Origin of the sequence: Pseudomonas sp. BNK-15, assembly GCF_047456105.1 — a bacterium.
In the GTDB taxonomy this organism is placed as follows: domain Bacteria; phylum Pseudomonadota; class Gammaproteobacteria; order Pseudomonadales; family Pseudomonadaceae; genus Aquipseudomonas; species Aquipseudomonas putida_E.
On record NZ_CP179898.1, the window covers coordinates 499,873 to 524,106 of the forward strand.

24 protein-coding genes are annotated in these 24,234 nt (G+C 63.9%); 19 read left to right on the plus strand and 5 right to left on the minus strand.

Annotation, left to right across the window (positions count from 1 at the left end):
* Positions 1–2: 2 nt before the first annotated feature.
* Positions 3–839 (minus strand): S1 RNA-binding domain-containing protein, encoded by an 837-nt coding sequence (locus ACMGF5_RS02165; protein ID WP_012315688.1) that lies wholly within the window; start codon positions 837–839, stop codon positions 3–5.
* 132 nt (positions 840–971) lie between these two features.
* On the opposite strand from ACMGF5_RS02165, the gene ACMGF5_RS02170 reads away from it, so the two are divergent.
* Entirely contained in the window at positions 972–1,832 is an 861-nt protein-coding gene (locus ACMGF5_RS02170; protein WP_115274118.1) for a DUF6279 family lipoprotein, read from the plus strand.
* A gap of 33 nt (positions 1,833–1,865) precedes the next feature.
* Here the strand turns inward: ACMGF5_RS02170 and aceK are convergent, their stop codons facing one another.
* A complete protein-coding gene (gene aceK / locus ACMGF5_RS02175) occupies positions 1,866–3,575 on the minus strand; it encodes a bifunctional isocitrate dehydrogenase kinase/phosphatase (protein ID WP_414157540.1) in 1,710 nt (569 codons plus the stop codon).
* Positions 3,576–3,724: 149 nt separating this feature from the next.
* Here aceK and ACMGF5_RS02180 point away from each other — a divergent pair, with 149 nt between their 5' ends.
* From ACMGF5_RS02180 to ACMGF5_RS02265, 18 genes are all read left to right on the plus strand, one after another.
* Positions 3,725–4,609: a DMT family transporter gene (locus ACMGF5_RS02180; RefSeq protein WP_046788086.1), complete on the plus strand. Its 885-nt coding sequence runs from the start codon at positions 3,725–3,727 to the stop codon at positions 4,607–4,609.
* Between the two features lie 325 nt (positions 4,610–4,934).
* Complete coding sequence (locus ACMGF5_RS02185; RefSeq protein WP_187306342.1) at positions 4,935–5,771, plus strand: ABC transporter ATP-binding protein; 837 nt, start codon at positions 4,935–4,937, stop codon at positions 5,769–5,771.
* 55 nt (positions 5,772–5,826) lie between these two features.
* Positions 5,827–6,804 (plus strand): ABC transporter substrate-binding protein, encoded by a 978-nt coding sequence (locus ACMGF5_RS02190; protein WP_414157841.1) that lies wholly within the window; start codon positions 5,827–5,829, stop codon positions 6,802–6,804.
* A 29-nt stretch (positions 6,805–6,833) separates the two neighbouring features.
* A complete protein-coding gene (locus tag ACMGF5_RS02195) occupies positions 6,834–7,610 on the plus strand; it encodes an ABC transporter permease (protein WP_115274114.1) in 777 nt (258 codons plus the stop codon).
* Positions 7,610–8,374: an SDR family oxidoreductase gene (locus ACMGF5_RS02200; RefSeq protein WP_371316844.1), complete on the plus strand. Its 765-nt coding sequence runs from the start codon at positions 7,610–7,612 to the stop codon at positions 8,372–8,374. Before ACMGF5_RS02195 ends, ACMGF5_RS02200 begins: the two co-directional genes overlap by 1 nt.
* 15 nt (positions 8,375–8,389) lie before the next feature.
* Positions 8,390–8,929, plus strand: coding sequence for a cupin domain-containing protein (locus ACMGF5_RS02205; protein WP_115274112.1), 540 nt, complete (start codon positions 8,390–8,392; stop codon positions 8,927–8,929).
* Between the two features lie 4 nt (positions 8,930–8,933).
* Positions 8,934–9,791 (plus strand): alpha/beta fold hydrolase, encoded by an 858-nt coding sequence (locus ACMGF5_RS02210; RefSeq protein WP_414157541.1) that lies wholly within the window; start codon positions 8,934–8,936, stop codon positions 9,789–9,791.
* A 5-nt stretch (positions 9,792–9,796) separates the two neighbouring features.
* On the plus strand, positions 9,797–10,615 hold the full coding sequence (locus ACMGF5_RS02215) for an IclR family transcriptional regulator (protein WP_115275499.1): 819 nt from the start codon (positions 9,797–9,799) through the stop codon (positions 10,613–10,615).
* A gap of 1 nt (position 10,616) precedes the next feature.
* Complete coding sequence (locus ACMGF5_RS02220; RefSeq protein WP_115274110.1) at positions 10,617–11,414, plus strand: SDR family oxidoreductase; 798 nt, start codon at positions 10,617–10,619, stop codon at positions 11,412–11,414.
* A complete protein-coding gene (locus ACMGF5_RS02225) occupies positions 11,407–13,089 on the plus strand; it encodes a thiamine pyrophosphate-binding protein (protein WP_115274109.1) in 1,683 nt (560 codons plus the stop codon). Before ACMGF5_RS02220 ends, ACMGF5_RS02225 begins: the two co-directional genes overlap by 8 nt.
* A 10-nt stretch (positions 13,090–13,099) precedes the next feature.
* Positions 13,100–13,903: an aspartate dehydrogenase gene (locus tag ACMGF5_RS02230; RefSeq protein ID WP_115274108.1), complete on the plus strand. Its 804-nt coding sequence runs from the start codon at positions 13,100–13,102 to the stop codon at positions 13,901–13,903.
* 10 nt (positions 13,904–13,913) lie between these two features.
* A complete protein-coding gene (locus ACMGF5_RS02235; protein WP_115274107.1) occupies positions 13,914–15,404 on the plus strand; it encodes an aldehyde dehydrogenase in 1,491 nt (496 codons plus the stop codon).
* A complete protein-coding gene (locus ACMGF5_RS02240; RefSeq protein ID WP_414157542.1) occupies positions 15,401–16,369 on the plus strand; it encodes a VOC family protein in 969 nt (322 codons plus the stop codon). The genes ACMGF5_RS02235 and ACMGF5_RS02240 overlap by 4 nt, the downstream gene beginning before the upstream one ends.
* A gap of 10 nt (positions 16,370–16,379) precedes the next feature.
* Positions 16,380–16,607, plus strand: a complete 228-nt coding sequence (locus ACMGF5_RS02245; protein ID WP_161872257.1) for a recombinase-like helix-turn-helix domain-containing protein — start codon at positions 16,380–16,382, stop codon at positions 16,605–16,607.
* 19 nt (positions 16,608–16,626) lie between these two features.
* Positions 16,627–17,661 (plus strand): aromatic ring-hydroxylating oxygenase subunit alpha, encoded by a 1,035-nt coding sequence (locus ACMGF5_RS02250; RefSeq protein ID WP_115274104.1) that lies wholly within the window; start codon positions 16,627–16,629, stop codon positions 17,659–17,661.
* A gap of 8 nt (positions 17,662–17,669) precedes the next feature.
* On the plus strand, positions 17,670–18,629 hold the full coding sequence (locus ACMGF5_RS02255; RefSeq protein ID WP_414157543.1) for a PDR/VanB family oxidoreductase: 960 nt from the start codon (positions 17,670–17,672) through the stop codon (positions 18,627–18,629).
* Positions 18,630–19,018: 389 nt separating this feature from the next.
* Entirely contained in the window at positions 19,019–20,248 is a 1,230-nt protein-coding gene (locus ACMGF5_RS02260; RefSeq protein WP_281869084.1) for a hypothetical protein, read from the plus strand.
* A 162-nt stretch (positions 20,249–20,410) separates the two neighbouring features.
* Complete coding sequence (locus ACMGF5_RS02265; RefSeq protein WP_115274101.1) at positions 20,411–20,881, plus strand: DUF4265 domain-containing protein; 471 nt, start codon at positions 20,411–20,413, stop codon at positions 20,879–20,881.
* A gap of 4 nt (positions 20,882–20,885) precedes the next feature.
* Here the strand turns inward: ACMGF5_RS02265 and ACMGF5_RS02270 are convergent, their stop codons facing one another.
* The 3 genes from ACMGF5_RS02270 to cysK form a co-directional block, all read right to left on the minus strand.
* Positions 20,886–21,767 (minus strand): DMT family transporter, encoded by an 882-nt coding sequence (locus ACMGF5_RS02270; protein ID WP_115274100.1) that lies wholly within the window; start codon positions 21,765–21,767, stop codon positions 20,886–20,888.
* Between the two features lie 382 nt (positions 21,768–22,149).
* The gene (locus ACMGF5_RS02275) at positions 22,150–23,085 is read right to left on the minus strand and encodes an aspartyl/asparaginyl beta-hydroxylase domain-containing protein (RefSeq protein ID WP_414157544.1); all 936 of its coding nucleotides are present in this window, start codon (positions 23,083–23,085) and stop codon (positions 22,150–22,152) included.
* A 157-nt stretch (positions 23,086–23,242) separates the two neighbouring features.
* A complete protein-coding gene (gene cysK / locus ACMGF5_RS02280) occupies positions 23,243–24,217 on the minus strand; it encodes a cysteine synthase A (protein ID WP_115274099.1) in 975 nt (324 codons plus the stop codon).
* Positions 24,218–24,234: the final 17 nt, after the last annotated feature.

The following is a 24,234-nucleotide window of genomic DNA, read 5'->3' on the forward strand; positions in this document are numbered from 1 at the left end:
CCTCAGGCCCGCTCGATGCGATCGTCATGGATGACGATCCGGCCCTGTTTGAACAACGCGCCGATAGCCTTCTTGAAGTTGCCCTTGCTGACGTTGAACATGCGGCTGATCACCTCTGGGTCGCTCTTGTCGCACACCGGCAACACGCCCCCTTCGGCCTCCAGGCGCTGCATGATCTGCTCATGCAAGCCGTCCGCCAGCGCCTGGCCAACCGGTTGCAGGCTCAACGCGATCTTGCCGTCATGGCGCACTTCCTTGATGAAACCCTTCTCATGCATGCCCGAACGCATGAACTTGAAGATCTCATTCTTGTGGATCAGGCCCCAATGACGGTTGTTGATGATGGCCTTGAAGCCCATCGGCGTTTCGCCCGCCACCAGCAGCTCGACCGGCTGACCGACCTGGTAATCGGCCGGGGTGCGGTCCAGATAGCGGTCCAGCCGTGAAGTGGCGGTGATGCGCCGGGTGCGCTTGTCGAGATAGACATGCACCACGCAGTAGTCGCCGATCTTCAGCGGCCGCGCCTCTTCCGAGTACGGCATCAGCAGGTCCTTGGACAGGCCCCAGTCGAGGAAGATGCCCGCACCGTTGATGTCCTTGACCTTGAGGCTGGCGAATTCGCCAACCTGCACCTTGGGCTTCTCGGTGGTGGCGATCAGCTGGTCTTCGCTGTCCAGATAGAGGAACACGTTGAGCCAGTCATCGACCTCGGTTTCGGCGTTCTTCGGGATGTAGCGCCCGGGCAGCAGGATCTCGCCGTCGGGGCCGCCGTCCAGGTAGAGGCCGAAGTCCACGTGTTTCACGATTTGCAAACTGTTGTAACGCCCAAGCAGAGCCATTTCCGATGTTCCTCAAGACAAGGCGGCTATTCTACACCTGAAGCCAGCGCGCCGCCCGACCGCTGATTCGGCGGAACCGTCGTGGAGTACTCGCGTCTACCGTGTGGCCAGCCATCTGCAAGGGATCAGCACATGTTTCTACGCCTGTCCAAAGCCCTGATCATCGCCACGGCATTTGCGCTGGCACTGGTGGCCTGCAGCCGTATAGACCTGGCCTACCGCAACCTCGACCGGCTGGTCCCGTGGTCGCTGGACGACTACCTGGCCATGAACCGTGACCAGAGGTCGTTGCTCGACGAACGGCTCAAGCAGCACCTGGCATGGCATTGCACGACCGAACTGCCCGGGTACCTCGACTGGCTCGACCGCGTACGCAGCATGGTCGCCGATGGGCAAGTGACCGACCAGGCGCTGCAACAGCGCATGAACGAAGCCCGGCAGGCGATCGGTCGCGTTGCAGAAGCCATCACCCCGTCGGCCGCCGAGCTGCTGCGCGGCATGAGCGATGCCCAGGTCGCGCAGCTGGGCGAAGCTTTGCGTGAAGACATCAGTGAACGGCAAGAGAAATACGTCGATACACCCCTATCCAAACAGGTCGCCCGCCGCGCCGAGCGCATGGAAAAACGCCTGACACCCTGGTTCGGCGAACTCACCGCAGCACAACGCCAGCGCGTGCAAACCTGGGCACAGGCGCTGGGCGACCAGAACCGCCAGTGGATCGCCAACCGTGCGCACTGGCAACAACAGCTGATGATGGCCATGAACCAGCGCAGCGACGAAAGCTTCGAACCGCGCCTGGCGCAATTGCTGCAGCGCAAGGAAAGCCTGTGGACTGCGCAATACCGCGCTGCCTTCGAGAACAGCGAGCAACAGACACGCAGCCTGTTGATCGACCTGCTGCAACAGAGCAGCCCGGCCCAGCGGCAGTATCTTCAGGGGCGGCTGGCCAAGGTGCGTACCGACTTCAGTGAGCTCAAGTGCCTTAAGGGATAGGCAGGTCAATCGGTGTCCGCCCAATAACCCGCCTCAGCGCCCTTTGCGCCGATACGGGAACACATCGATCACCTTGCCTTCGCGGATAGATGCCTGCAGCCCCTTCCAGTAATCCGCGTCATACAGCTCCCCATGCAACCTGCTGAATAAACGCCGCTGGCCCATATCGGCAAACAGAAACGGCGGGAACTCCTCCGGGAATACATCGTGCGGCCCGATCGAATACCACGGCTCCCCCGACATCTCGTCCTCCGGGTAGCGCGGCGGTGGGATATGGCGGAAATTCACCTCGGTCAGGTAGCTGATCTCGTCATAGTCGTAGAACACCACACGACCATGGCGGGTAACCCCGAAGTTCTTCAGCAGCATGTCGCCTGGAAAGATGTTCGCTGCGGCCAACTGCTTGATGGCCAGGCCATAATCCTCCAGCGCTTCGAGCACCTGGCCTTCGCTGGCCTGCTCCAGGTACAGATTGAGCGGGATCATGCGCCGTTCGGTCCAGCAATGGCGGACCAGCACCGTATCGCCTTCCACAGCCACGGTGGACGGCGCCACCTCCAGCAGCTCGGCCAGGCACTCAGGCTCGAACTTGCTCCGGGGGAAACGAAAGTCGGCGAACTCCTGGGTATCGGCCATTCGCCCAACCCGGTCGACACTCTTCACCAGGCGATACTTGTCGATCACCGTGGCACGGTCGACCGTCTTGGACGGCGAAAAGCGGTCCTTGATGATCTTGAATACGGTATTGAAGCCCGGCAAGGTGAACACACTCATCACCATACCGCGCACACCGGGTGCCATGATGAAGCGGTCTTCGGTACTGGCCAAGTGGTTGATCAGCGCGCGATAGAACTCCGACTTGCCGTGCTTGTAGAAGCCGATCGAGGTGTACAACTCGGCAATGTGCTTGCCCGGCAGTATGCGCTTTAAGAAATTGACGAACTCCGCCGGTACTGGCACGTCGACCATGAAATACGAACGGGTGAAGGAGAAGATGATCGAGACCTCGGCCTCGTCGGTGATCAGCGCATCCGCCTCGATGCCATGGCCTTCGCGGTGCAGCAGCGGGATCACCAGGGGCCACTGTTCATCGCTGTTGTACAGCCGGCCCACCAGGTAGGCGCCCTTGTTGCGGTACAGCACCGGCACGAACAGTTCAACGGCCAGGGCCGGGTCCTTGCACACCCAGTCCGGCAGGCAGTCGCGCAGTCGCTCTTCAAGGCGCGACAGGTCGCTCTCAAGGTCACCGTAATCGAACGCATAGTCGCAGAAGATAGCCCGCAACAGGCCCTTGAGGCTGCCATCGGGCATATAGGTGCGGGTCTGTGCAGCACGCTCATGGTTGCGTATCGACGGCCGGGTGGTGTGGATGAACATGCAGCCATCGCTGATCTGATCATGGCTGAACAGGCTGCAGAACAAGGAGTTGTACCAAGTCTCCGACAGCTCATCGTCCAGCCGCGGGTCGATCAGGCGTATATAGGCACTTTTCACCAAGGGCCACTGTTCGACCTCCAGCAGCACTTCTTCATCAAACCCGTCACGCAGCCAGCCGTTGACCTCACCGACCTTCTGCTCATAGAGGTTGATCCGCGCCGCCGCTGCCCGCTGGATGTCCTGCCAGCGCGCCTGCTCGAAGCGCTCGCGGGCGCCCAGGGTGATGCGGCGAAAGTGTTCGCGGTAGTCGTCGAAGCCATCGAGGATCATCCGGGCGATTTCGCCGGCCGGCCAGTGCTGGGTCATGCAGGACACCTCGGTGCGGGGTGAGATAGACAGCTTAGTCGCCTGTGCAACTTTGCGGAGCCTCGACCGGCTTACACCGCAAGAAAGGACAAGAACCGCCCGTGCACCATCGCGTACACTCGCGCCCTGCCCTGTACCCGGAGACCACCGTGAGCCCCATCGCCCTGACCCGCCTGCTGACCCTTGCCGCCGTCTGGGGGGCGAGCTTTCTGTTCATGCGCATCATCGCCCCCGAACTGGGCACCGTGCCTACCGCCTTCTTTCGCGTGTCCATCGCCTGCCTCGGCCTGATCGCCATACTCGCCGCAGCCCGCGTACGCTGGAACTTCGAGGGCAAACTCGGCGCTTGCCTGGTCCTGGGCATGATCAACTCAGGCATCCCCGCCACCTTCTATTCGGTGGCAGCCCAGGTACTGCCGGCGGGGTATTCGGCGATCTTCAACGCCACCACGCCACTGATGGGGGTGCTGATCGGCGCACTGTTCTTCCGCGAGGCCATGACCCTGCCCAAATTGTGCGGCATCTTCCTTGGCCTGTTCGGTGTCGGCATTCTCAGTGGCGCGGGCCCGGTGGCACTGGACATGGCACTGCTGCAAGGCGCCCTGGCCTGCCTGGCGGCAACCACCTGCTATGGCTTCGCAGGCTTTCTGGCGCGGCGCTGGATCAGCGGCCTGGACAGCCGCCTCTCGGCGCTGGGCAGCATGCTCGGCGCCACGCTGATGATGACGCCACTGTTCGCCTGGAGTGCGCTGACCCAGCCGCCTGCCAGCTGGGGCGGCTGGCAGGTGTGGCTGTCGCTGCTGGGCCTGGGCCTTGTGTGCACGGCCTTCGCCTACATCCTGTACTTCCGCCTGCTGGCCGAGATTGGCCCGGTCAAGGCCAGTACCGTGACCTTCTTGATTCCGGTCTTCGGTGTGCTGTGGGGCGCGTGGCTGCTGGACGAATCGCTGTCGATGGGCCACCTGTATGGCGGCCTGCTGATCGCTGCCGCGCTGTGGCTCGTGCTCAAGCCCGCGCGCCGCGCTCAGGCCTGATACAGCAACCCTGTAGGCGCCGGCTTGTCGGCGATCAATCCAACACCGTTTCACCAGTAAAACCACACACTTTGACGTTACCCCAAATGCCCGGCAACTACGCACGAAGCCAAATTCATGCGCGGTTGCTGGGCATTTTTGTGCCACATAGAAAACTACGTTTCATATATAAAACAAAGCAAAACAGGTCATAACTTCGCAAACACTTAATAACTAAGCACTTTCATATTTAATTCTGGAAATTACCCACCTGGCATTGTTCATGCACTAAACGGCGTATCACCTATAAAACAGACCAGAGACCGCGCCCATGGCTGTGAAAGAGATGTACGCAATCGCCCCGCAATGGCATGTACCGCAGCGCAACGAAGACCCGGCCCCCACGGAAATCGAATTCCGTAATGTCGGCAAGGCCTTCCCCGCCAAGGGCAAGACGGATGCCCCATTCGCCATCCGAGGCGTGAACTTCCAGATCCGTCGCGGCGAAGTGGTGTCGATCATCGGTCCTTCCGGTTGTGGCAAAAGCACCATCCTCAACATGGGCTCAGGCCTGTACCGGCCCACGGAAGGCGAAGTGCTGGTCGGCGGTGAAGCCGTCAACGGCCCCGTCCCCAAAGTTGCCTTCATGCTGCAGAAAGACCTGCTGATGCCATGGCGCAGCATCCGCCGCAACGTCGAGCTGGGCCTGGAAATCCAGGGAATGCCTGCCAGCCAGCGCAAGGTCATCGCCGAGGATCTGCTCATGCGCTGCCACCTGCAAGGCTTCGCCGACCACTACCCGTTCCAGCTGTCCGGCGGCATGCGCCAGCGCGCTGCGCTCGCCCGCACCCTGGCGATCGACCCGCAGGTGCTGTTTCTCGACGAACCGTTCTCGGCCCTTGATGCGCAGACCAAGATGATCCTGCAACAGGACCTGGCGCAGATGCTGTTCGAGGAAAAGAAGACCGCCTTGTTCATCACCCACGACTTGGTCGAGGCCATTGCGCTGTCCGACCGCCTGCTGGTGATGAGCGCCCGCCCTGGCACGATCATCGAAGAAATCGAGATCGACCTGCCCTATCGCAACAACCCGCTGGAACGCCGAAAGCTGCCGGAAATCGGCCCGCTGGCCGGCCGCCTGATGGATCTGCTGAAGGTCGGCGAAGACCTCGACCTGCACTGACCGACGCCCCACTCACCACTCGGGAGTTAGCATGTTCACCACACACCTCAAGCGCATGGCTCATACCGCCCTGGCAACCCTGGCCCTGAGCCTGGCAGCCCATGCCCAGGCCGAGCCCACCAAGGTCACCTACCTGCTGCCTGCTCCACCCAGCCTGCCAGCGTTCGCGCCCTGGATCATCGCCAAGGAAAAAGGCTACTACCAGGCCCAGGACCTGGACCTGACCTTCATCGCCGCCAAAGGCGGAGTCGACGTGGCCAAGCAGATCGGCGCGGGCAACGCCCTGGTTGGCGGCGCCATCGGTGACACGCCGATCATCGTGCGCCCCAACGGCATCCCGGTACGTGCAGTGGCGGTGCTCGGTGGCGGCGGGGTCACCATGATCGCTACCAACGCCAGCGAAAACATCCACTCGGTCAGCCAGCTCAAGGGCAAGACCCTGACAGTGATGTCCTACTCCGACACCACCTACTACGCCCTGCTCGCTTCGCTGCGCAAGGCTGGCCTGAGCAAGGACGATGTGGATATCCAGGCAGCCGGCCCCTCGGGCGTGTGGCAACTGTTCTCGGCCAGCAAGGCCCAGGCCATGGCCGGGGTGCCGGACTGGGTGGTCAACGCCGAAGACGCCGGGCTCAAGTACGCGCTGATCCCGCGCGAGCAGGTATTTGAAAGCATGGCCCAGGCGATCCTCGCTTCAGACGACGCTATCGAACAACACCCGCAAATCGTCCGCGGTGTGGTTCAGGCCACCCTGCGCGGCCTGCAGGACATCATCGATGACCCCAAGGCGGCCGCCGCCACCTTCGCCCGTGCAGTCCCGGCTTACGCCGGCAAAGAGGCCTCGCTGGAAAAGACCCTGCGCCTGTACGTGGAATACGTCTACGCCGGCCAGCCGGTACTCGGCCGCATCGACCCTGAGCGCCTGGACACCGTGCGCAAGTTCTACGTCAGCGAGGGCATCGTCAACCGCGAACCCAAGCTCGACGAGCTCTACAGCAACCAGTTCATCGAAACCCGTACCGCGGCCCAGTGACGGCCCGGCAATGACAAGGTAAGCACCCGATGAGAAATATCAATCCTTCTGTGGCCGGCAGCATCGCCCTGCTGGTCTTGTTCCTGGCGCTCTGGCAATGGGGCCCGGGACTGGTCGGCATGCCCGAGTTCGTGATGCCGCAACTGAGCCGGGTGGCTCAGGAAAGCGTGCTGATGTGGCACTCCGGCGGCCTGCTGGAACACACCCTGATCACCGCCTTCGAAATCATCGTCGGCTTCGCCCTTGGTGCTCTGCTGGGGGTGGCCATCGGCGTCTCGCTGGGGCTGTCGCCCTCGGCCGAAGCGATGCTTTCGCCTTACATCCTGGCGCTGCAGATCGCGCCCAAGGTGGCCTTCGCCCCGCTGTTCGTGATGTGGCTGGGCTACACCATCTATCCGAAGATCCTCATCGCCATCCTGATCGTGTTCTTCCCGGTGATGATCAACGTGCTCTCGGCCATCCGCACCGTAGACCCGGACATGATCAACCTGGTGCGCACCATGAATGCCAGCCGCTGGCAGATCTTCCGCCTGGTGGAGTTCCCTTCGGCCATGGCCGCGCTGTTTTCCGGCCTGCGTATCGCCTCGACCCTGGCCGTCATCGGCGTCACCGTCGGCGAGCTGGTGGGCGGTAATCAGGGCCTGGGCTTTCTGCTGGTGGATGCCGAAGGCCAGGGCAACACCGCGGGCGTGTTCGTCGCCATCGTCATGCTCACGCTGATCGGCGTGCTCGCCTACGGCGCCGTGGTGTGGGCCGAAAAGCGCGTCCTGCACTACCTCCCCAAAGCCATGTTGAGTAGCCAATGATGAGCAGCTTCCACAACCTTCTCCAGGGCCGCCGCGTGCTAGTCACCGGTGGTGCCCGCGGGCTGGGCTATGCCTTTGCCCAGGCCATTGCCCAGGCCGGCGCCCGGGTGGTCATCGCCGATGTGCTCGCCGGGCGCGTGCAACAGGCTGCCTGTGAGCTGAGCGGTATGGGCCTGGATGTCAGCGGCGTCAGCCTGGACCTTGCCAGCCCCGAGTCCATCGAGGCCTGCATCGAGCGCACGGTCAAGCGCCTGGGCGGCCTGGACGGCCTGGTCAACAACGCCTCGATCACCAACTCCGGCGGCAAGAGCTGCGAGGAACTGGACATCGAGACCTGGGACCAGGTAATGCAGGTGAATGTGCGCGGCACCTGGCTGATGACCCGCGCCGCCCTGCCGGCGCTGCGCGAAAGCGGCCGTGGCGCGGTCATCAACCTGGCCTCCGACACCCCGCTGTGGGGGGCGCCGAACCTGCTGGCCTATGTCGCCAGCAAAGGCGCGGTGATCGCCATGACCCGCAGCCTGGCCCGCGAGCTGGGCAACGCCAACATCACCGTCAACGCCATCGCCCCCGGCCTGGTGCTGGTCGAAGCCACCGCCTATGTGCCCGAGGCCCGCCACCGGCTGTACACCGAACAACGGGCCATCCAGCGCCCGCAACTGCCCGACGACGTCAGTGGCGCGGTGCTGTTCGCCCTGTCCGACCTGTCGCGCTTCATCACTGGACAAACCCTGCCGGTCAACGGCGGGTTCGTCATGCCCTGAGCAAAGGAGACCTCCATGACTGACCTCTCTGTGCAACACGACGCCCCGAAATCCTGGGACCGCCCCGCCGACGCCGACCTGGCCAGCTGGATGCAGACGCGCATAGCGCGCTACCAGACGCGCCGCTACGACTGGGATGCGCTGAAGTTCCAGGCCGACTACGACCCCAAGTACCGCCGCGCGCAGATGCGCTACGTGGGCACCGGCGGCACGGGGGTTGGCAGTGACATGAACACCATCGCGTCCGAGCACTTCACCTTTTCCACCATGGTCATCCCGGCCGGCCACGAAGGGCCGCCCCACCTGCACACCGACGTCGAGGAAGTGTTCTTCGTGCTGCGCGGCAAGCTCAAGGTGGTCATCGAAAAAGACGGCGAGCGCTTCGAAACCATCCTCACCGACCGCGACCTGATCTCGGTGCCGCCAGGGGTGTACCGCGAAGAGATCAATGTGGGTGACGAGGACGCACTGATGTGCGTGATGCTCGGTGCCAAGAAGCCGGTGACCCCGACCTACCCACCAGCGCACCCGCTGGCATCGATCAAGCGCGGGTAAGTCGATGATGCCGATCACCCTCATCGCCCCCTTGCTAAGCCAGCTCGACCAGCGCTTTGCCGAACGCCTGCTGCGCCTTGACCAAGGGCTGCAGGCGGTACGTGAGGCCGGTAGCGGCGAGGCCATCGTGCTGCTGCATGGCATCGGCTCGGGCGCGGCGAGCTGGTTGCAAGTGGCCTTGGGCTTGAGCGAGCGGGCACGGGTGATCGCCTGGGATGCCCCCGGCTACGGCCAGTCCACGCCACTGCCGAGGGCTGTGCCAGGCGCCCGCGACTATGCCGGGCGCTTGCTGCAGACACTCGACGCATTAGGCATCGAGCGCTGTGTGCTGGTGGGCCATTCCCTGGGGGCGCTGACTGCCGCCGCGTTCGCCCAGGCCCACCCGCAGCGGGTCAACCGCCTGGTACTGCTCAGCCCGGCACGCGGTTACGGGGCGCAACCCAAGCAAGGTCTTGCCGTGCGCAGCAAACGCCTGCACAGCCTGGCCCACATGGGCATCGGGCAAATGGCCCGCGAGCGCAGTGCACATTTGCTGTCGCCAGGCGCCGGTGCCCAGGCGCTGGCCTGGGTGCAGTGGAACATGGCGCGGCTACAGCCGCACGGCTACCGCCAAGCCATCGAGCTGCTGTGCGGCGACCACCTGTTGCGCCACGCGCCGCAGGCAGTGCCCTGCGAAGTGCACTGCGGCAGCGCCGACGGCATCACCCGCGCGGACGACTGCCAGGCCTTGGCCGATGCTCTGGGCGCCCCTTTCAAACTGATACCCGGCGCTGGCCATGCCTGCGCCATCGAACAACCTGACACGGTGACGGGCCTGCTGGCCCGCGCCCTGGACGCCTCTCTCACAGGTAGCGCGCTATGAACGAAATGGATCCGTTGAAGGAAAACCAGGACAAGTACATTGTCCCGGGCCTGGAACGCGGCCTGCTGCTGCTGTGCGAATTCAGCCGGCAGAACCGTACCCTGACCGCCCCCGAACTGGCCCGGCGCCTGTCACTGCCCCGCTCGACCATCTTCCGCCTGCTGACCACCCTGGAAACCATGGGCTTCGTCACCCGCAGCGGCAACGAATACCGCCTGGGCATGTCGGTACTGCGCCTGGGCTTCGAATACCTGGCCTCGCTGGAGCTGACCGAACTGGGCCAGCCACTGCTGGCACGGCTGTGCGATCGCCTGAACTACCCGAGCAACCTGGTGGTACGCGACGGTCGCTCGATCGTCTACGTGGCCAAGGTTTCACCACCCTCGGTGTTCTCCAGCGCAGTTACCGTCGGCACGCGCCTGCCGGCCCACGCCACGGTGCTGGGGCGCATCCTGCTGGCCGACCTGAGCCTGAGCGAGTTGCGCGAGCTGTATCCCGAAGAGCATCTGGAGCAGTTTTCGCCGTGCACGCCCAAGACCGTGCTGGAGCTGTTCGACCTGGTCCAGGCCGATCGCCTGCGCGGCTATGTCAGCGGCGAAGGCTTCTTCGAGTCGACCATCTCCACGGTGGCTGCACCCGTGCGTGATGACAGCGGCCAAGTAGTCGCAGCGCTCGGCCTGACCATCCCGACCGTGCAGATCGGCCACGTCAATTTCGACAACCTGCTGGGCCAGGTGCGGGGCAGTGCCGATGAGTTGTCGCGCTTGCTCAACTACACGCCCAACACCGGTCACGGCCGCGTCACCGCGCTGATGAGGGACTGAGATGAACCCCTACCAACTTCAAGACAGCACGGTGATCGTCACCGGCGGCTCGTCCGGCATCGGCTACGCCTGTGTCGAACTGCTGCTCGAAGCCGGCGCCCGCGTAGCCTTCTGCGGGCGCGACGAAGACCGCCTGCGCAGTGCCGAAACCCGGCTGCGCGAACGCTTCCCAGAGGCGGGCCTGCTGGCCCAGGTGTGCGACGTGCTCGACGCCGAGTCCGTGCGGGCCTTTGCCGCCGCCAGCCTGGCCGCACTGGGCCCGGCCCAGGCGCTGGTCAACAATGCGGGCCAGGGCCGCGTGTCGACGTTTGCCGACACCACCGACCAGGCCTGGAACGAAGAACTGCAGCTCAAATTCTTCTCGGTCATCCACCCGGTACGCGCGTTCATGGCACAACTGCAGGGCCAGCCTAACGCCTCGATCGTGTGCGTCAACTCGCTGCTGGCCAGCCAGCCCGAACCGCATATGGTCGCCACCTCGGCCGCCCGTGCCGGGCTGAAGAACCTGGTGCGCTCAATGGCCTTCGAATTCGCCGAACACGGCATCCGGGTCAACGGCATCCTCATCGGCCTGGTCGAGTCGGGGCAATGGCGCCGCCGCTTCGAGGCCCGCGAAGAGCGCGAGCTGGACTGGTCGCAATGGACCGCACAGCTGGCGCAACGCAAACACATTCCCTTGGGCCGCCTTGGCCTGCCGAAGGAAGCGGCGCAGGCGATCCTGTTCCTGGCTTCGCCTCTGTCGGCCTACACCACTGGCAGTCATATCGATGTATCCGGAGGCCTGTCCCGCCATGCGTAACGAAAACACTGTCACCGTCGGTGCCGTCATCACCGCGTTCCTCGAGCAATGCGACGTCAGGGCGGCGTTCGGCGTGATCTCGATCCACAACATGCCGATCCTCGATGCCTTCGCTGTGCGCGGCAACATCCGCTTCGTCATGGCCCGCGGTGAAGCCGGGGCCACCAACATGGCCGATGCCTATGCCCGCAGCATCGGTGGCCTGGGCGTATGCCTGACCTCCACCGGTACTGCCGCCGGCAACGCCGCCGGGGCCATGGTCGAAGCGCTGACCGCCGGCACCCCCCTGCTGCACATCACCGGGCAGATCGAAACCCCGTACCTGGACCAGGAGCTGGCCTACATTCACGAGGCACGCGACCAGCTGACCATGCTCAAGGCCGTGTCCAAGGCAGCGTTTCGCGTGCGCAGCGTCGAAACCGCGCTGAGCACCTTGAAGCTGGCCGTGCAGACCGCCCTCACCGCCCCCACCGGCCCGGTCAGCGTGGAGATCCCGATCGATATCCAGTCGGCCTTCATCGCCATGCCGACCGACCTGTCGCCACTGCCTATCCCGGTCGCCGCACCGGCCGCCGAAGCCCTCGACCTGGTTGCCGAACGCCTGGCCAGCGCCACCCGCCCACTGCTATGGCTGGGCGGCGGCGCCCGGCATGCCGGCGCGCAGGTCAAGCGCCTGCTGGACATGGGCGTCGGGGTGATCACCTCGACCCAAGGCCGCGGCGTGGTCAACGAAGACGATGAGCGCTGCCTGGGGGCCTTCTCGCAGAACAAGCTGGTCGAAGGCTTCATGCAGACCTGCGATGCGCTGGTGGTGGCCGGTTCCCGCCTGCGCAGCAACGAGACCTTCAAGTACGCCCTGAAGCTGCCGCGCACTACCCTGCGCATCGACGTCAACCCGGCCATCGAAGGCCGCAGTTACCCCAGCGACCTGTTCATCTGTGGCGATGCGGCACTGGCCCTGGAGGGCCTGGCCGACCGCCTGCAGGGCCGCCTGAACATCGACCCGAACTTTCTGCCCGAACTCAAGAATGTGCGCGAGCAGGCACGCAAACAGCTGGTCGCCGACCTGGGCCCGTATGCGTCGCTGGTCGAGCAGTTGCAAACGCAGACCGGGCGCAACTTCACCTGGGTGCGCGACGTGACGCTGTCCAACAGCATCTGGGGCAACCGCCTGCTCAACCTCTATCACCCCCTGTCCGGCGTGCACGCACTCGGCGGTGGCATCGGCCAGGGCCTGGCGATGGGCATCGGCGCTGCCGTGGCAGCGGCGCAGACAGCGCCGGAGCGCAAAGTGTTCGCCCTGGCAGGCGATGGTGGCTTCATTCTCAACCTGGGTGAGCTGGCGACCCTGGTGCAGGAGAACGCCAACGTGGTCATCCTGCTGATGAACGACCAGCGCTATGGCGTTATCCGCAACATCCAGGACGCCATCTACGGCGCCCGCCACGCTTACGTCGAACTGCACACGCCGAACTACAGCAAGCTGGCCGAATCGCTCGGCCTGCGCCATGGCCTGGTCAGCGATCTGAAACACTTCGGCGAGGTGCTCGAAGGCGCCCTGGGCGCGCAAGGCCCGTTCCTGCTGGAAGTGGACATGCTCAGCGTTGGCGGCTTCGCTACCCAGTTCGCCGGCCCGCCCAACAGCGAAACCAAGGCGCAGAAGGCCACGGCCTGAGGACCACGCCATGTTGCATATCACCATGATCGGCTGCGGTGCCATTGGCGTCGGCGTGCTCGAGCTGCTGGAGAAAGACCCGCTGCTGTGCGTCGATGCGGTGATTGCCTCGGCCGGCTCTGAAGCGCTGGTACGTCAGCGCCTGGCGAGCTTGCGCCGGCCGCCGCAGGTACTCACCGCCCTGCCGGCCGACGCGCGCCCCGACCTGCTGGTCGAATGCGCCGGCCACAAGGCAATCGAAGAGCACGTGCTGCCAGCGCTGGAGCGCGGGGTTGCCTGCCTGATCGTCTCGGTTGGTGCGCTGTCCGAGCCTGGCCTGGTCGAGCGCCTGGAAGCGGCAGCGGCACACGGCAACACGCGTATCGAACTGCTGCCCGGCGCCATTGGCGGCATCGACGCACTGTCAGCAGCCAAGGTCGGCGGCCTCGACGCGGTCAGCTACACCGGCCGCAAACCGGCGCGCGCCTGGCAAAGCACCCCCGCCGAGCAGGTGTGTACGCTGGACGCCCTTACAGAAGCGACCGTGATCTTCGACGGCAGCGCCCGTGAGGCAGCGCGGCTGTACCCGAAAAACGCCAACGTCGCGGCCACGCTGTCACTGGCCGGGCTGGGCCTTGACCGCACCCGCGTGACCCTGATCGCTGACCCGCTCAGCGAAGAAAACGTGCACCAGGTCGAGGCCCGCGGCGCCTTCGGCCGCTTCGAAATGAGCCTGCGCGGCAAACCGCTGCCGGCCAACCCGAAGACCTCGGCACTGACCGTCTACAGCGTGGTTCGCGCCCTTGGCAACCACGCCCATGCCATTTCCATCTAGGGGACTGCCAATGACTCTGGAACAGACCTTACCGCTGTGCATCGCCGGCACTTGGCGCCTGGGCGGCGGCGAGCGTTACGCCTCGTGCTACCCGGCGACCGGTGAGCCGGTCGCCTGGCTCAATGCGGCCAGCCTTGAAGATGTCGAAGCCGCCGTGCAGGGGGCCCATCAGGCCTTCCTGCACAGCGGCTGGGCCCAGCGCAAACCGCACGAACGTGCCGCTGTGCTGTACCGCATCGCCGGGCTGATCCGCGAGCGCGCTGAAGAGCTGGCGCAACTGCAACGCCAGGACAACGGCAAGCCGATCAACGAAACCCGCGCCCTGGTCGCCAGCGCGGCAGGGACTTTCCAGTTTTTCGCCGCTGCCTGCGAAACGCTGGAGGAAACCATCACCCCGTCGCGCGGCGATTTCGTCAGCATGAGCGTGTACGAGCCGATGGGTGTGGTCGCGGCGATCACGCCATGGAACTCGCCCATCGCCAGCGAGGCGCAGAAGCTAGCCCCGGCCCTGGCCGGTGGCAATGCGGTGGTGATCAAACCGGCGGAAATCACCCCGCTGCTGGCCCTGCAACTGGCCCGCATCTGTGAGGACGCCGGGCTGCCCAAAGGCCTGGTCAGCGTGCTGCCAGGCAAGGGTTCACTGCTGGGTGACGCCTTGACCCGCCACCCGCTGGTCAAACGTGTGTCGTTCACCGGCGGCACCCGTACCGGCAAACACATCGCCCATATCGCCGCCGACAAGATGATGCCGGTGTCGCTGGAGCTGGGCGGCAAGTCGCCGACCATCGTCCTTGACGACGCCGACCTCGACCACGCCGTGGCCGGTGTGCTGTACGGCATCTTCAGCTCCTCGGGTGAGGCATGCATCGCCGGCTCCCGGCTGTTCGTCGCCCGTGCCCTGTACGAGCCGTTCATGGCCCGGCTGACCGCTGCCGCCGCGCAACTGCGCCTGGGTGACCCGGCCGACGAGCGCACGCAGATGGGCCCGCTGATCAGTGCTGGCCACCGCGCGTCGGTGGAGCGCTACGTGGCCCTGGGCCTGGCCGAAGGTGGCCGCCTGCGCCTGGGCGGTGAGCGCCCGAGCGGCGGCCTGTACGAGCAGGGTTACTTTTACCCGCCGACCATCCTCGAAGGGCTGGGCAACCACCAGCAGGTTTGTCAGGAAGAGATCTTTGGCCCGGTGCTGGTGGCCCTACCGTTCGACAACGAAGAAGACCTGCTGGCCCAGGCCAACGACAGCCTGTACGCCCTTGCCGCCGGTATCTGGAGCCGTGACTACAAGCGTGCCTGGGCGCTTGGCCGCAAGCTTCAGGCCGGTACGGTGTGGATCAACACCTACAAGCAGTTCTCCATCTCGACGCCGTTCGGCGGCTGGCGTGACAGCGGCCTGGGCCGTGAAAAAGGCCGCCTGGGGATCCTGCAGTACATGGAGCAGAAAAGCCTCTACTGGGGCATGAACCAACAGCCGCTGGCCTGGGCCGGCGTGGAGGCAGGGCAATGAGCGTACTGGGCATCGACGAAGTCACCTATGGCGTGGAAGACCTCGCCACCTGCGTCCGCTTCTTCACCGACTGGGGCTTGAGCAAAGTCAGCGAACAGCCTGACGAGGTGATCTTCGAAACCCTCAATGGCTGCCGCGTGGTGCTGGCCGCCCTCGACAAACCCGGCCTGCCGCCGGCCATCGAGCCCGGTTCGACCGTGCGTGAAGTGGTGTGGGGTGTCGCAAGCCAGGCGGACCTTGCCCTGTGCAGCCAGCGCATCGCCAACGACCCGGGCTTTGTCGAAGGCAATGGCCGCATCGGTTGCACCGACCCTAACGGCCTGGCGATCCGCTTGCAGGTCACCCGCAAACGCACGCTGGACATCGAGTGCAGCGGCCACAACACCTGGCAGACCAAGGGCCGGATCAACAAGCCGGCGCCGATCTACGACCGTGCCACGCCCATCGAAGTGGGCCACGTGGTGTTCTTCGTCAAGGACGTGAACGCCTGCGAGGCCTTCTACCACGAACGTTTCGGCTTCCAGGCATCGGACCGTTACCCCAACCGCGGCGCCTTCCTGCGCACCGCCGAGGAAGGCGGCCACCACGACCTGTTCATGCTCCAGCTGCCGGCCCCGCGCGCCGGCCTCAACCACGTGGCGTTCACCGTACGTGACCTGCACGAGGTGTTCGGCGGCGGCATGCATATCTCCCGCTGCGGCTGGGCCACCGAAATCGGCCCGGGCCGCCACCCGGTGTCATCGGCGTTCTTCTGGTACTTCAAGAACCCGGCCGGCGCGCTGGTCGAGTACTACGCCGACGAGGACCAACTGACCGCCGAATGGCAGCCACGCGCGTTCGAACCCGGCCCGACCGTATTCGCCGAATGGGCGATTGCCGGCGGCATCGATGGCAACACCCGGCGCCAGCAGCACGCAGAAGCACCCCAAGGCAAATTCCTCACCGACAAGCCCAAGCACAACTGAGGTCGATCCCATGAACACACCCGAGGTTTACCTGCAGCCGCACCAGGCACGCAAACGCCCCAACACACCGTTCGAGGACCTGCTCGGCGATTCCATCGAACGCGCCTACGGCAACGGCGTGAGCGAATTGGGGGAATTGCTCGCCCACCTCAACCTGGCCGGCCCGCCCTGCCCGCTGACCAGCGGAGCGTGGACTGAAGACGCCTTTGTAACCCTGATGGCACGGCTGGGCGAATGACCCTGCGGAGAAGAACAAGATGAACATGCATGTAACCGTCGACCCTGTTGAACAACACCTGGCCAATGGCCTGAAAGACCTCTGGTTCCCGGTTCTGCCGTCGGAACTGTTGAGCGACAAACCGGTTTCCATCCGTCGCCTGGGCTACAAGATCGCCCTGTGGCGCGACAACGATGGCAGCGTGCACGCGCTTGAGGACCACTGCCCGCACCGCGGCGCGCCGCTGTCCCAAGGGCCGGTGCTGGGTGACCGCCTGCAGTGCCCGTACCACGGCGTTGAAGTACGCTGCGACGGCACTGTCACCAAAGTGCCCGGCAGCCCTGGCTGCAAGCTCGAAGGCAGCCGCCCGACGCGGATGTTCCATACCCGCGAGGCTGCGGGGGCGATCTTTCTGTTCAACGCCACCGACCCGCACCTGGACACACCACCGGAGCTGGTACTGCCCGAGCAGCTGACCTCGCCCCAGTGGAGCAGCTTCCTTTGCTACACCGAATGGAAAGGCGACTACCGCTACGTGCTCGACAACGTCATGGACCCGATGCACGGCACCTACCTGCACAAGATGTCGCATTCCATGAGCGAGGGCGAAGCCACCGCCAGGTTCGTCACCCGCGATACCGAACAAGGCTTCTTCTTCGAGAAAGAAGGCCAGCGCGGGGTCAACTTCGACTGGACCGAATTCCTCGACAACGGCTGCCACTGGCTGCGCCTGGAGATTCCCTACCCCAAGACCGGTGGCCCGGGCGGCAACTTCACCATCATCGGCAGCTACACGCCCAGCAGCCGAGCGTTGTCGGCCGTGTTCCACTGGCGCGCCCGGCCGCTGACCGGCTGGCAACGCGACACCTGGCGCTTCCTCTACAAGAACCGCCTGGAGGCGCGCCACTGGGCGGTACTGGAGCAGGACCGGGTGCTGCTGGAATTCATGGAGTTCGACGCCAACCAACGTGAAAACCTCTACCAGCACGACCTGGGCGTGGTGCGCCTGCGCCGCTACCTCAAGGGCAAGGCCAAGGAACAGCTGGCCCTGATCGAAACCAAGCAACTGGCCTGAGGTGACCGATGTCCAACTCCTCCACCATCAGTGCACGGGTGCACACCCTGCGCCATGAAGCCGAAGGCATCATCAGCGTCGAGCTGCGCCCCTGGGGTGACACTGTGTTCGCGCCCTTCGACGCCGGTTCGCACATCGACCTGCACCTGCCCAATGGCCTGGTGCGCAGCTATTCGCTGCTGAACGCGCCAAGCGACCAGGGCCGTTATGTGGTCGGCATCCTGCGTGACCGAGCCAGCCGCGGGGGGTCGCGCTATGTGCACGAGCAACTGCGCGTGGGCACACAACTGCAGATCTCCCAGCCACGCAACAACTTTGCCCTCGACACCCGTGCCAGCCATAGCGTACTGGTAGCGGGCGGCATCGGCATTACGCCGATCTACTGCATGTTCCGCCAGTTGCTGGCGCTGGGGCGCTCGGCCGAGCTGATCTACTGTGCACGCTCGCGTGCCGAAGCCGCACTGCTGGAGGAGATCAGCGGGCTTGGGGCAAAGGTGGTCTACCACTTCAACGACGAGAAAGGCGGCCTGCCGGACCTGGCCGGCTATCTGGCCGGGCGGCCTGCGGACACGCACTTCTACTGCTGCGGGCCGACGCCGATGCTCGATGCCTTCGAGCAGACCTGCGAACGCCTGGGTTACCCCCATGCGCATATCGAGCGGTTTACCGCAGCCGAAGTGGCGGCATCGGACGATGCCCAAGCCAACTACAGCGTCGAGCTGAGCCGGTCAGGCAGGACGGTCAGCGTCGAACCCGGGTTGAACCTGCTGGATGTGCTGCTCGAAGCCGGCTGCGATATCGAGTACAGCTGCCGTGAGGGTGTGTGTGGCTCTTGCGAGACCCGAGTGCTGGAGGGGGATGTGGACCACCGCGACGGGGTACTGACCAAGGCTGAGCGGGCGGCGAACAAATCGATGATGGTCTGTGTGTCCGGGTGCAAGAGCCGGCGGTTGGTGCTTGATCTGTGAATTGAACATTCGCTCACGCGTAAATTTGACCGGCCCTCATGGGCCGGTTTTTTTGACCTGGTTTTGTGCTGTTCATTCCTGCCTTATCGCCCACTTGCCAGCGATAAGGCATGTACTGATACAACCCAAGACAAAGTAGTGCATCGACGCACAATGCCTGGGCATAACAGTAACCAAACTTTCAACCTGTTCCAGATACGGTACAAACCAAGCCGTTTCAAATATAAATAATTGTTTTAAATCAGTTTTTATTTAACAAAAGAACCTGGCACAAAACCTGCTCCATTTCCTTTGTAAAACAACATCTCACCCATAAAACAAAAAACCCGCAGTACGGGCGACGCTCCCCCTTTGCCTGCGGAAAACCTCCCAACCTTGCAGGGCATGGCATGAAAAGATATGTGATAAGCCTCGGTCTGATTCTCGGCAGTTGCGCAAGTTTCGCTTCCGAACCCGGCCCCGCCGCCCCCGACCAGCCACCCACCGCGAAAAAGCCCTTCCCGCATATTGCCTGGCGCAGCGACGACGGCCAGAGCAGCCTGGATATCGGCGGCGCCCTGCGCGTCAATTACCGCGACGAACACTGGGACACCACCGAAAACAACGGCCGCTTCCTCTTCGATACCTTCCGCCTCGACGTGCAGGCCAACCATCGCCAGCTGTTCAGCGATGTCGGCTACTGGTTCCAGGACGACGGCAAGCGCTCGATCGACCGTGGCTACATTGGCTACCGCTTCAGCCCCCAAGCCAACCTGCAAATCGGGGCGCCGTTCAAACCGTTCGGCCTGGAGCCGTATCCACAGTTTGGCTGGAGCTATCACATACCGTTCTTCATGGGCTACGGCGTCAGCGCAGGCAAAGGCCTCAAATACAGCTACAAGGATGCGCAGTGGGACCTGCAATTGGGTTACTTCCCGCGCATGCTGCCTTCAAGCCTGCGCTACTCACCGGAAGTCGGGCGTTATGCCGACCTCGACGACAACGCCGTGCCGTTTACCCAATCGCGCCAAGACAACGAGAAACACAACCAGGTCAACGCCCGTGTCGCCCGTACCTTCAGCGGCGATGGCTGGAAGACCGAGCTGGGTGCCTCGCTGGCGGCTGCCGAGCTGTACAACGCCACCACCCATGACGACGGCGATTACTGGGCAGGCGGAGTCCACGCGCTGCTCAACAGAGGCCCCTGGACGGTGACGGGCCAGGCGATCCGCTATGAGTACGATCCGAAGAACCCGGCGGGCGTCAGCAACGACGCAGTGCTGATGGGCGGCAACGGCCTGACCCCTGCATACCTGATCGCCTCCAAGGCCACCATCGCAGCGGTCAACGTCGGCTATGACGTGCTGACCCCGAAGCTTGGGCAACTGAAAAAGATCAAGCTCTATACCGACTACAGCCGGATGATGAAAGATGAACATGGCTGGGACGATTCGCAGATGTTCACCGTTGGCGCGCAGTTCCTGGCCATGCCGATCATGGCCTGGGTCGACCTGACCTGGGCGCGCAATGCCAACCCGTTTGGTGGGGCGGAAAATGGCACAGGCTGGACCAGCACCAGCTCGGTGGGCAGCAATGACTGGTATTACCGGACCAATATAAACATTGGGTATTACTTCTAGCAGCCTGGGTGGCCTGCACCGGCCCTATCGCCGGCAAGCCGGCTCCTACAGGAGCTGCGCAGCGCACTACCGATGGGAGCCGGCTTGCCGGCGATAGGGCCAGTACAGACAACAACGCCAAAGGGCATTACGATAAGCAGCCCTCACGACACGTAACGCCCCATGCCCCCCGAGCAAACCCCAGCCTACAAGATCGTGCTCTGGCGCCTGGAGCAGGATGCCCAAGGCTGCCCACCCGCATCGGTCGAAGGCCTCTGGGCAAAACGTACCGCGGCTGGCTACCAGGTCGACAGCATCCCCTTCTATGCCTACGGCATCGCACCTGGCGACACCATCAGCATCAGCGAAGAGGGCGAGCAATCCTGGTTCGAAGGCTTGCTGCACAGTGGCGGCGCTTCGGTATTTCGCGTTCTTGTGAAGGCAGGCGGTGATCTGGAGCAGGTTCGTGCGGCACTCGAAGATTTCGGCTGCCCCAGCGAAGTCGAAAAAGCGGTCAGGATGCTGGCCGTCGAAGTCCCGCCTTCGCGCTCACTCGACACCCTGCTCTACTACCTGCTGACGCAGCGCGAAGCCGGCACCCTGGACTTCGAGGAAGGCGTGCTGCGCCACGCCATCCCCGAAGAGTTTCGCTGACGGCCTATGCTTGGGCCATGCGACTGGCAGGCTTGCTGAACACGAACAGCAAACCGACCACAATCAGCCCCATTCCCAGCAGGCTGAGCGGTGCCAGGCGATTACCGAAGATCAGGAAGTCCATCACCGCAGTCACCGCCGGCACCAGGTAGAACAGGCTGGTGACGTTGACCAGATTACCTTTGGCGATCAGGCGGTACAGCAGCATGGTCGCCAGCAGCGAAACCACCAGCCCCATCCACAGCAGCGCACCAATGAAACTGCCGCTCCACGCGACGTGCAGTGGCTGCAGCGGCGCGAACACAGCGCACATGGCAAACCCCGCCAGATACTGCAGGCCCAGCGTGCCCATGGGGTTGTCGGTGATGCGTTTTTGCAGGATCGAGCCAAAGGTCATGCTGCCCAGCGCCAGCAAGGCAAACAGCATCCCGGCCAGCGACACTCCGCCGAGGTTGATACCCTGATAGACCACCATCACCAGCCCGCCGAGCCCCAGGCCCAGACCGAACAGCCGGCGCCAGGAGCGCTGGCGCTCCATCAGCACCACAGTGAGGATCGGTTGTACTCCCATCACCGTGGCCATCACGCCGGGGGTCACGTGGGTATTGAGCGCCAGCAGGTAGAAGATCTGGTAGGCACCGAGCAACACGCAGCCGGTGCCAAGGGCTCGCAACATCGCCCCACGTGTGCGCGGCCAGCGCAGGCCCAGCAACGGGCCGATCAGCAGCAACCCGGCGAGTGCCAGCGCTGAGCGCAGCAGCAGGAAAGCAAACGGGCTGGCATGGGCCAGGCCAAGTTTGGAGACGATGGCGCCACTGCTCCACAGCAGGACGAACAGGCTGGTAGTGGCCGCCGAGGCCACGGATGCTTTGGAAAAGACAGACATGCATGCACCTGTATTCGGGCAGATAAGCCGAACGGTGGGCGTGAACTTCAGTTAGGGAAGCCACCGACCGTGTTCAGTAGGTTGCGCGTGTGACGGGATGCGGCCAAAGGCCGGTCAGCCCGGCACAACCACGCAGCGAGGCGGAGCTACGCCGCCTACAACGCCACTGACAGGTGGTGGGTAATGACTGATCATGGCCGGCTGCTGACTGCCACGCACGGCCCCGCCCGCGACTGGCGCGATGGCAAAGCTTGCGGTGGACAGGATGGCAGGCATGAGCAGGTCTTCGGGGAGGTGAATGCGCTGGAATATAGCGGTGAATCAGGGCCAGGACAATAGCTGGCTTCTTTGATGCCTGCAGGGCCCTGCAGGCACCGAAACTTCAGAACAACCAGCGATACAGCAGGTACGCCACAACCACCGCCAGTACCGGCCGCAGGATGCGGTAGGCCTTGGGGTTGGCACGCTTGAACTGCTTCACGCGGGTGCTGATCCTGTTGCTGAAGCGCTTGCTCCACGCATAAGCCTGGTTGATCCCGCCCACGCGCTCGTCATCGGTGTTCTGCGGTGCAGTGGCGCGGCCCAGGAAGGCGCTGACCTTGCGGTTGATGCGGGCCATCAGCGGGTTGCTGAGCGGGCGCTCGATGTCACAGAACAGGATCACTCGGGTGACGTCGGTTTCGTTCTTGACCCAGTGCACGTAGGTCTCGTCGAACATCACGTCCTCGCCATCACGCCAGGCGTAGGCCTGGCCGTCGACGTAGATGCGGCAATGGTCGGAGTTCGGCGTGGACAAGCCCAAGTGATAGCGCAGCGAGCCGGCGAAGGGGTCGCGGTGCGGGTTGAGGTGGCTGCCGCCGGGCAGCAGGGCAAACATCGCGCCCTTGACGTTGGGGATGGCGCTGACCAGCTCGACGGTCTTCGGACACAACGCCTCGGCCGACGGCAGCGGTTTGTCGTACCACTTCAGGTAGAAACGCTTCCAGCCCTTCTTGAAGAACGACCCGAAGCCTGCGTCGTTGTCTTTCTCGGCGGCGCGGATGTAACCCTCGTCGAACAGGCGCATGGCCTCCTCACGGATCTGCTGCCAGTTGTCCTTGAGCACGTCCAGCTCAGGGAAACGCTGGCGGTCCAGGTACGGCTTGGACGGCACCCCGGAGAAAAAGTACATCAGGCTGTTATAGGGTGCGAACAGCGCAGAATGGTTGACGAACTGGCGCAGGACTGGCAATCGCGCCTTGCCGCGCAGGTGGACGAACAGCACGCTGCCAAAAAAAACCAGCAGGACACCTGCCTTGGCGACGAAGGAAAAGGTCATGCAACACTCCTTGGAAAGGGAGCAGGCCAGCGCTGCCTGCCCCCATCAAAAATCATCCTGCCATCATAAACCCATCACGCCCAGGTAAAAACAACCCGGGCGGGAACTCACTCATGAAGATTTTGCAATAAACCCGAGCGCAGGGGCAGCTTGGCGCTTACTGCTGGTTCTCCTGCTCGCTGAACATGTCGGCGAACAGCATGCTCGACAGGTAGCGCTCGCCGGAGTCGGGCAGGATTACGACGATGGTCTTGCCCTGCATCTCCGGCTTTTCCGCCAGCCGCACCGCAGCAGCCATCGCCGCGCCGCAGGAAATGCCGCAAAGGATGCCCTCCTCCTGCATCAGGCGGATGGCCATCGCCTTGGCCTCTTCATCGGTCACGGTCTCGACCTGGTCGACGATCGACAGGTCAAGGTTCTTCGGCACAAAGCCGGCGCCGATACCCTGGATCTTGTGCGGGCTGGGCTTGAGCTCCTCACCGGCCAGGGTCTGGCTGATCAGCGGCGAGGCCACAGGCTCGACCGCCACCGAGAGGATCGACTTGCCCTGGGTGTGCTTGATATAGCGCGACACGCCGGTAATGGTGCCACCGGTGCCGACACCGGCCACCAGCACGTCGACTGCACCGTCGGTGTCGTTCCAGATCTCCGGGCCGGTGGTCTTTTCATGAATGGCCGGGTTGGCCGGATTGTCGAACTGGCCTGGCAGGAAGTACTGCGCCGGGTCCGAGGCAACGATCTCGTTGGCCTTCTCGATCGCGCCTTTCATGCCCTTGGCCGGCTCGGTCAACACCAGCTCGGCGCCCAGGGCCTTCAGTACCTTGCGACGCTCCAGGCTCATCGAGGCCGGCATGGTCAGGATCAGTTTGTAGCCACGGGCGGCGGCGACGAAGGCCAGGCCAATGCCGGTGTTGCCCGAGGTCGGCTCGACGATGGTCATGCCGGGCTTGAGCTTGCCGCTGCCCTCGGCGTCCCAGACCATGCTCGCGCCGATACGGCACTTGACCGAGTACCCAGGGTTGCGCCCTTCGATCTTGGCCAGGATGGTCACACCGCGCGGGGCGATGCGGTTGATCTGCACCAGCGGCGTATTGCCGATGGAATGGGCGTTGTCTGCGTAGATACGGCTCATGGCAGGGTCCTTGGCAT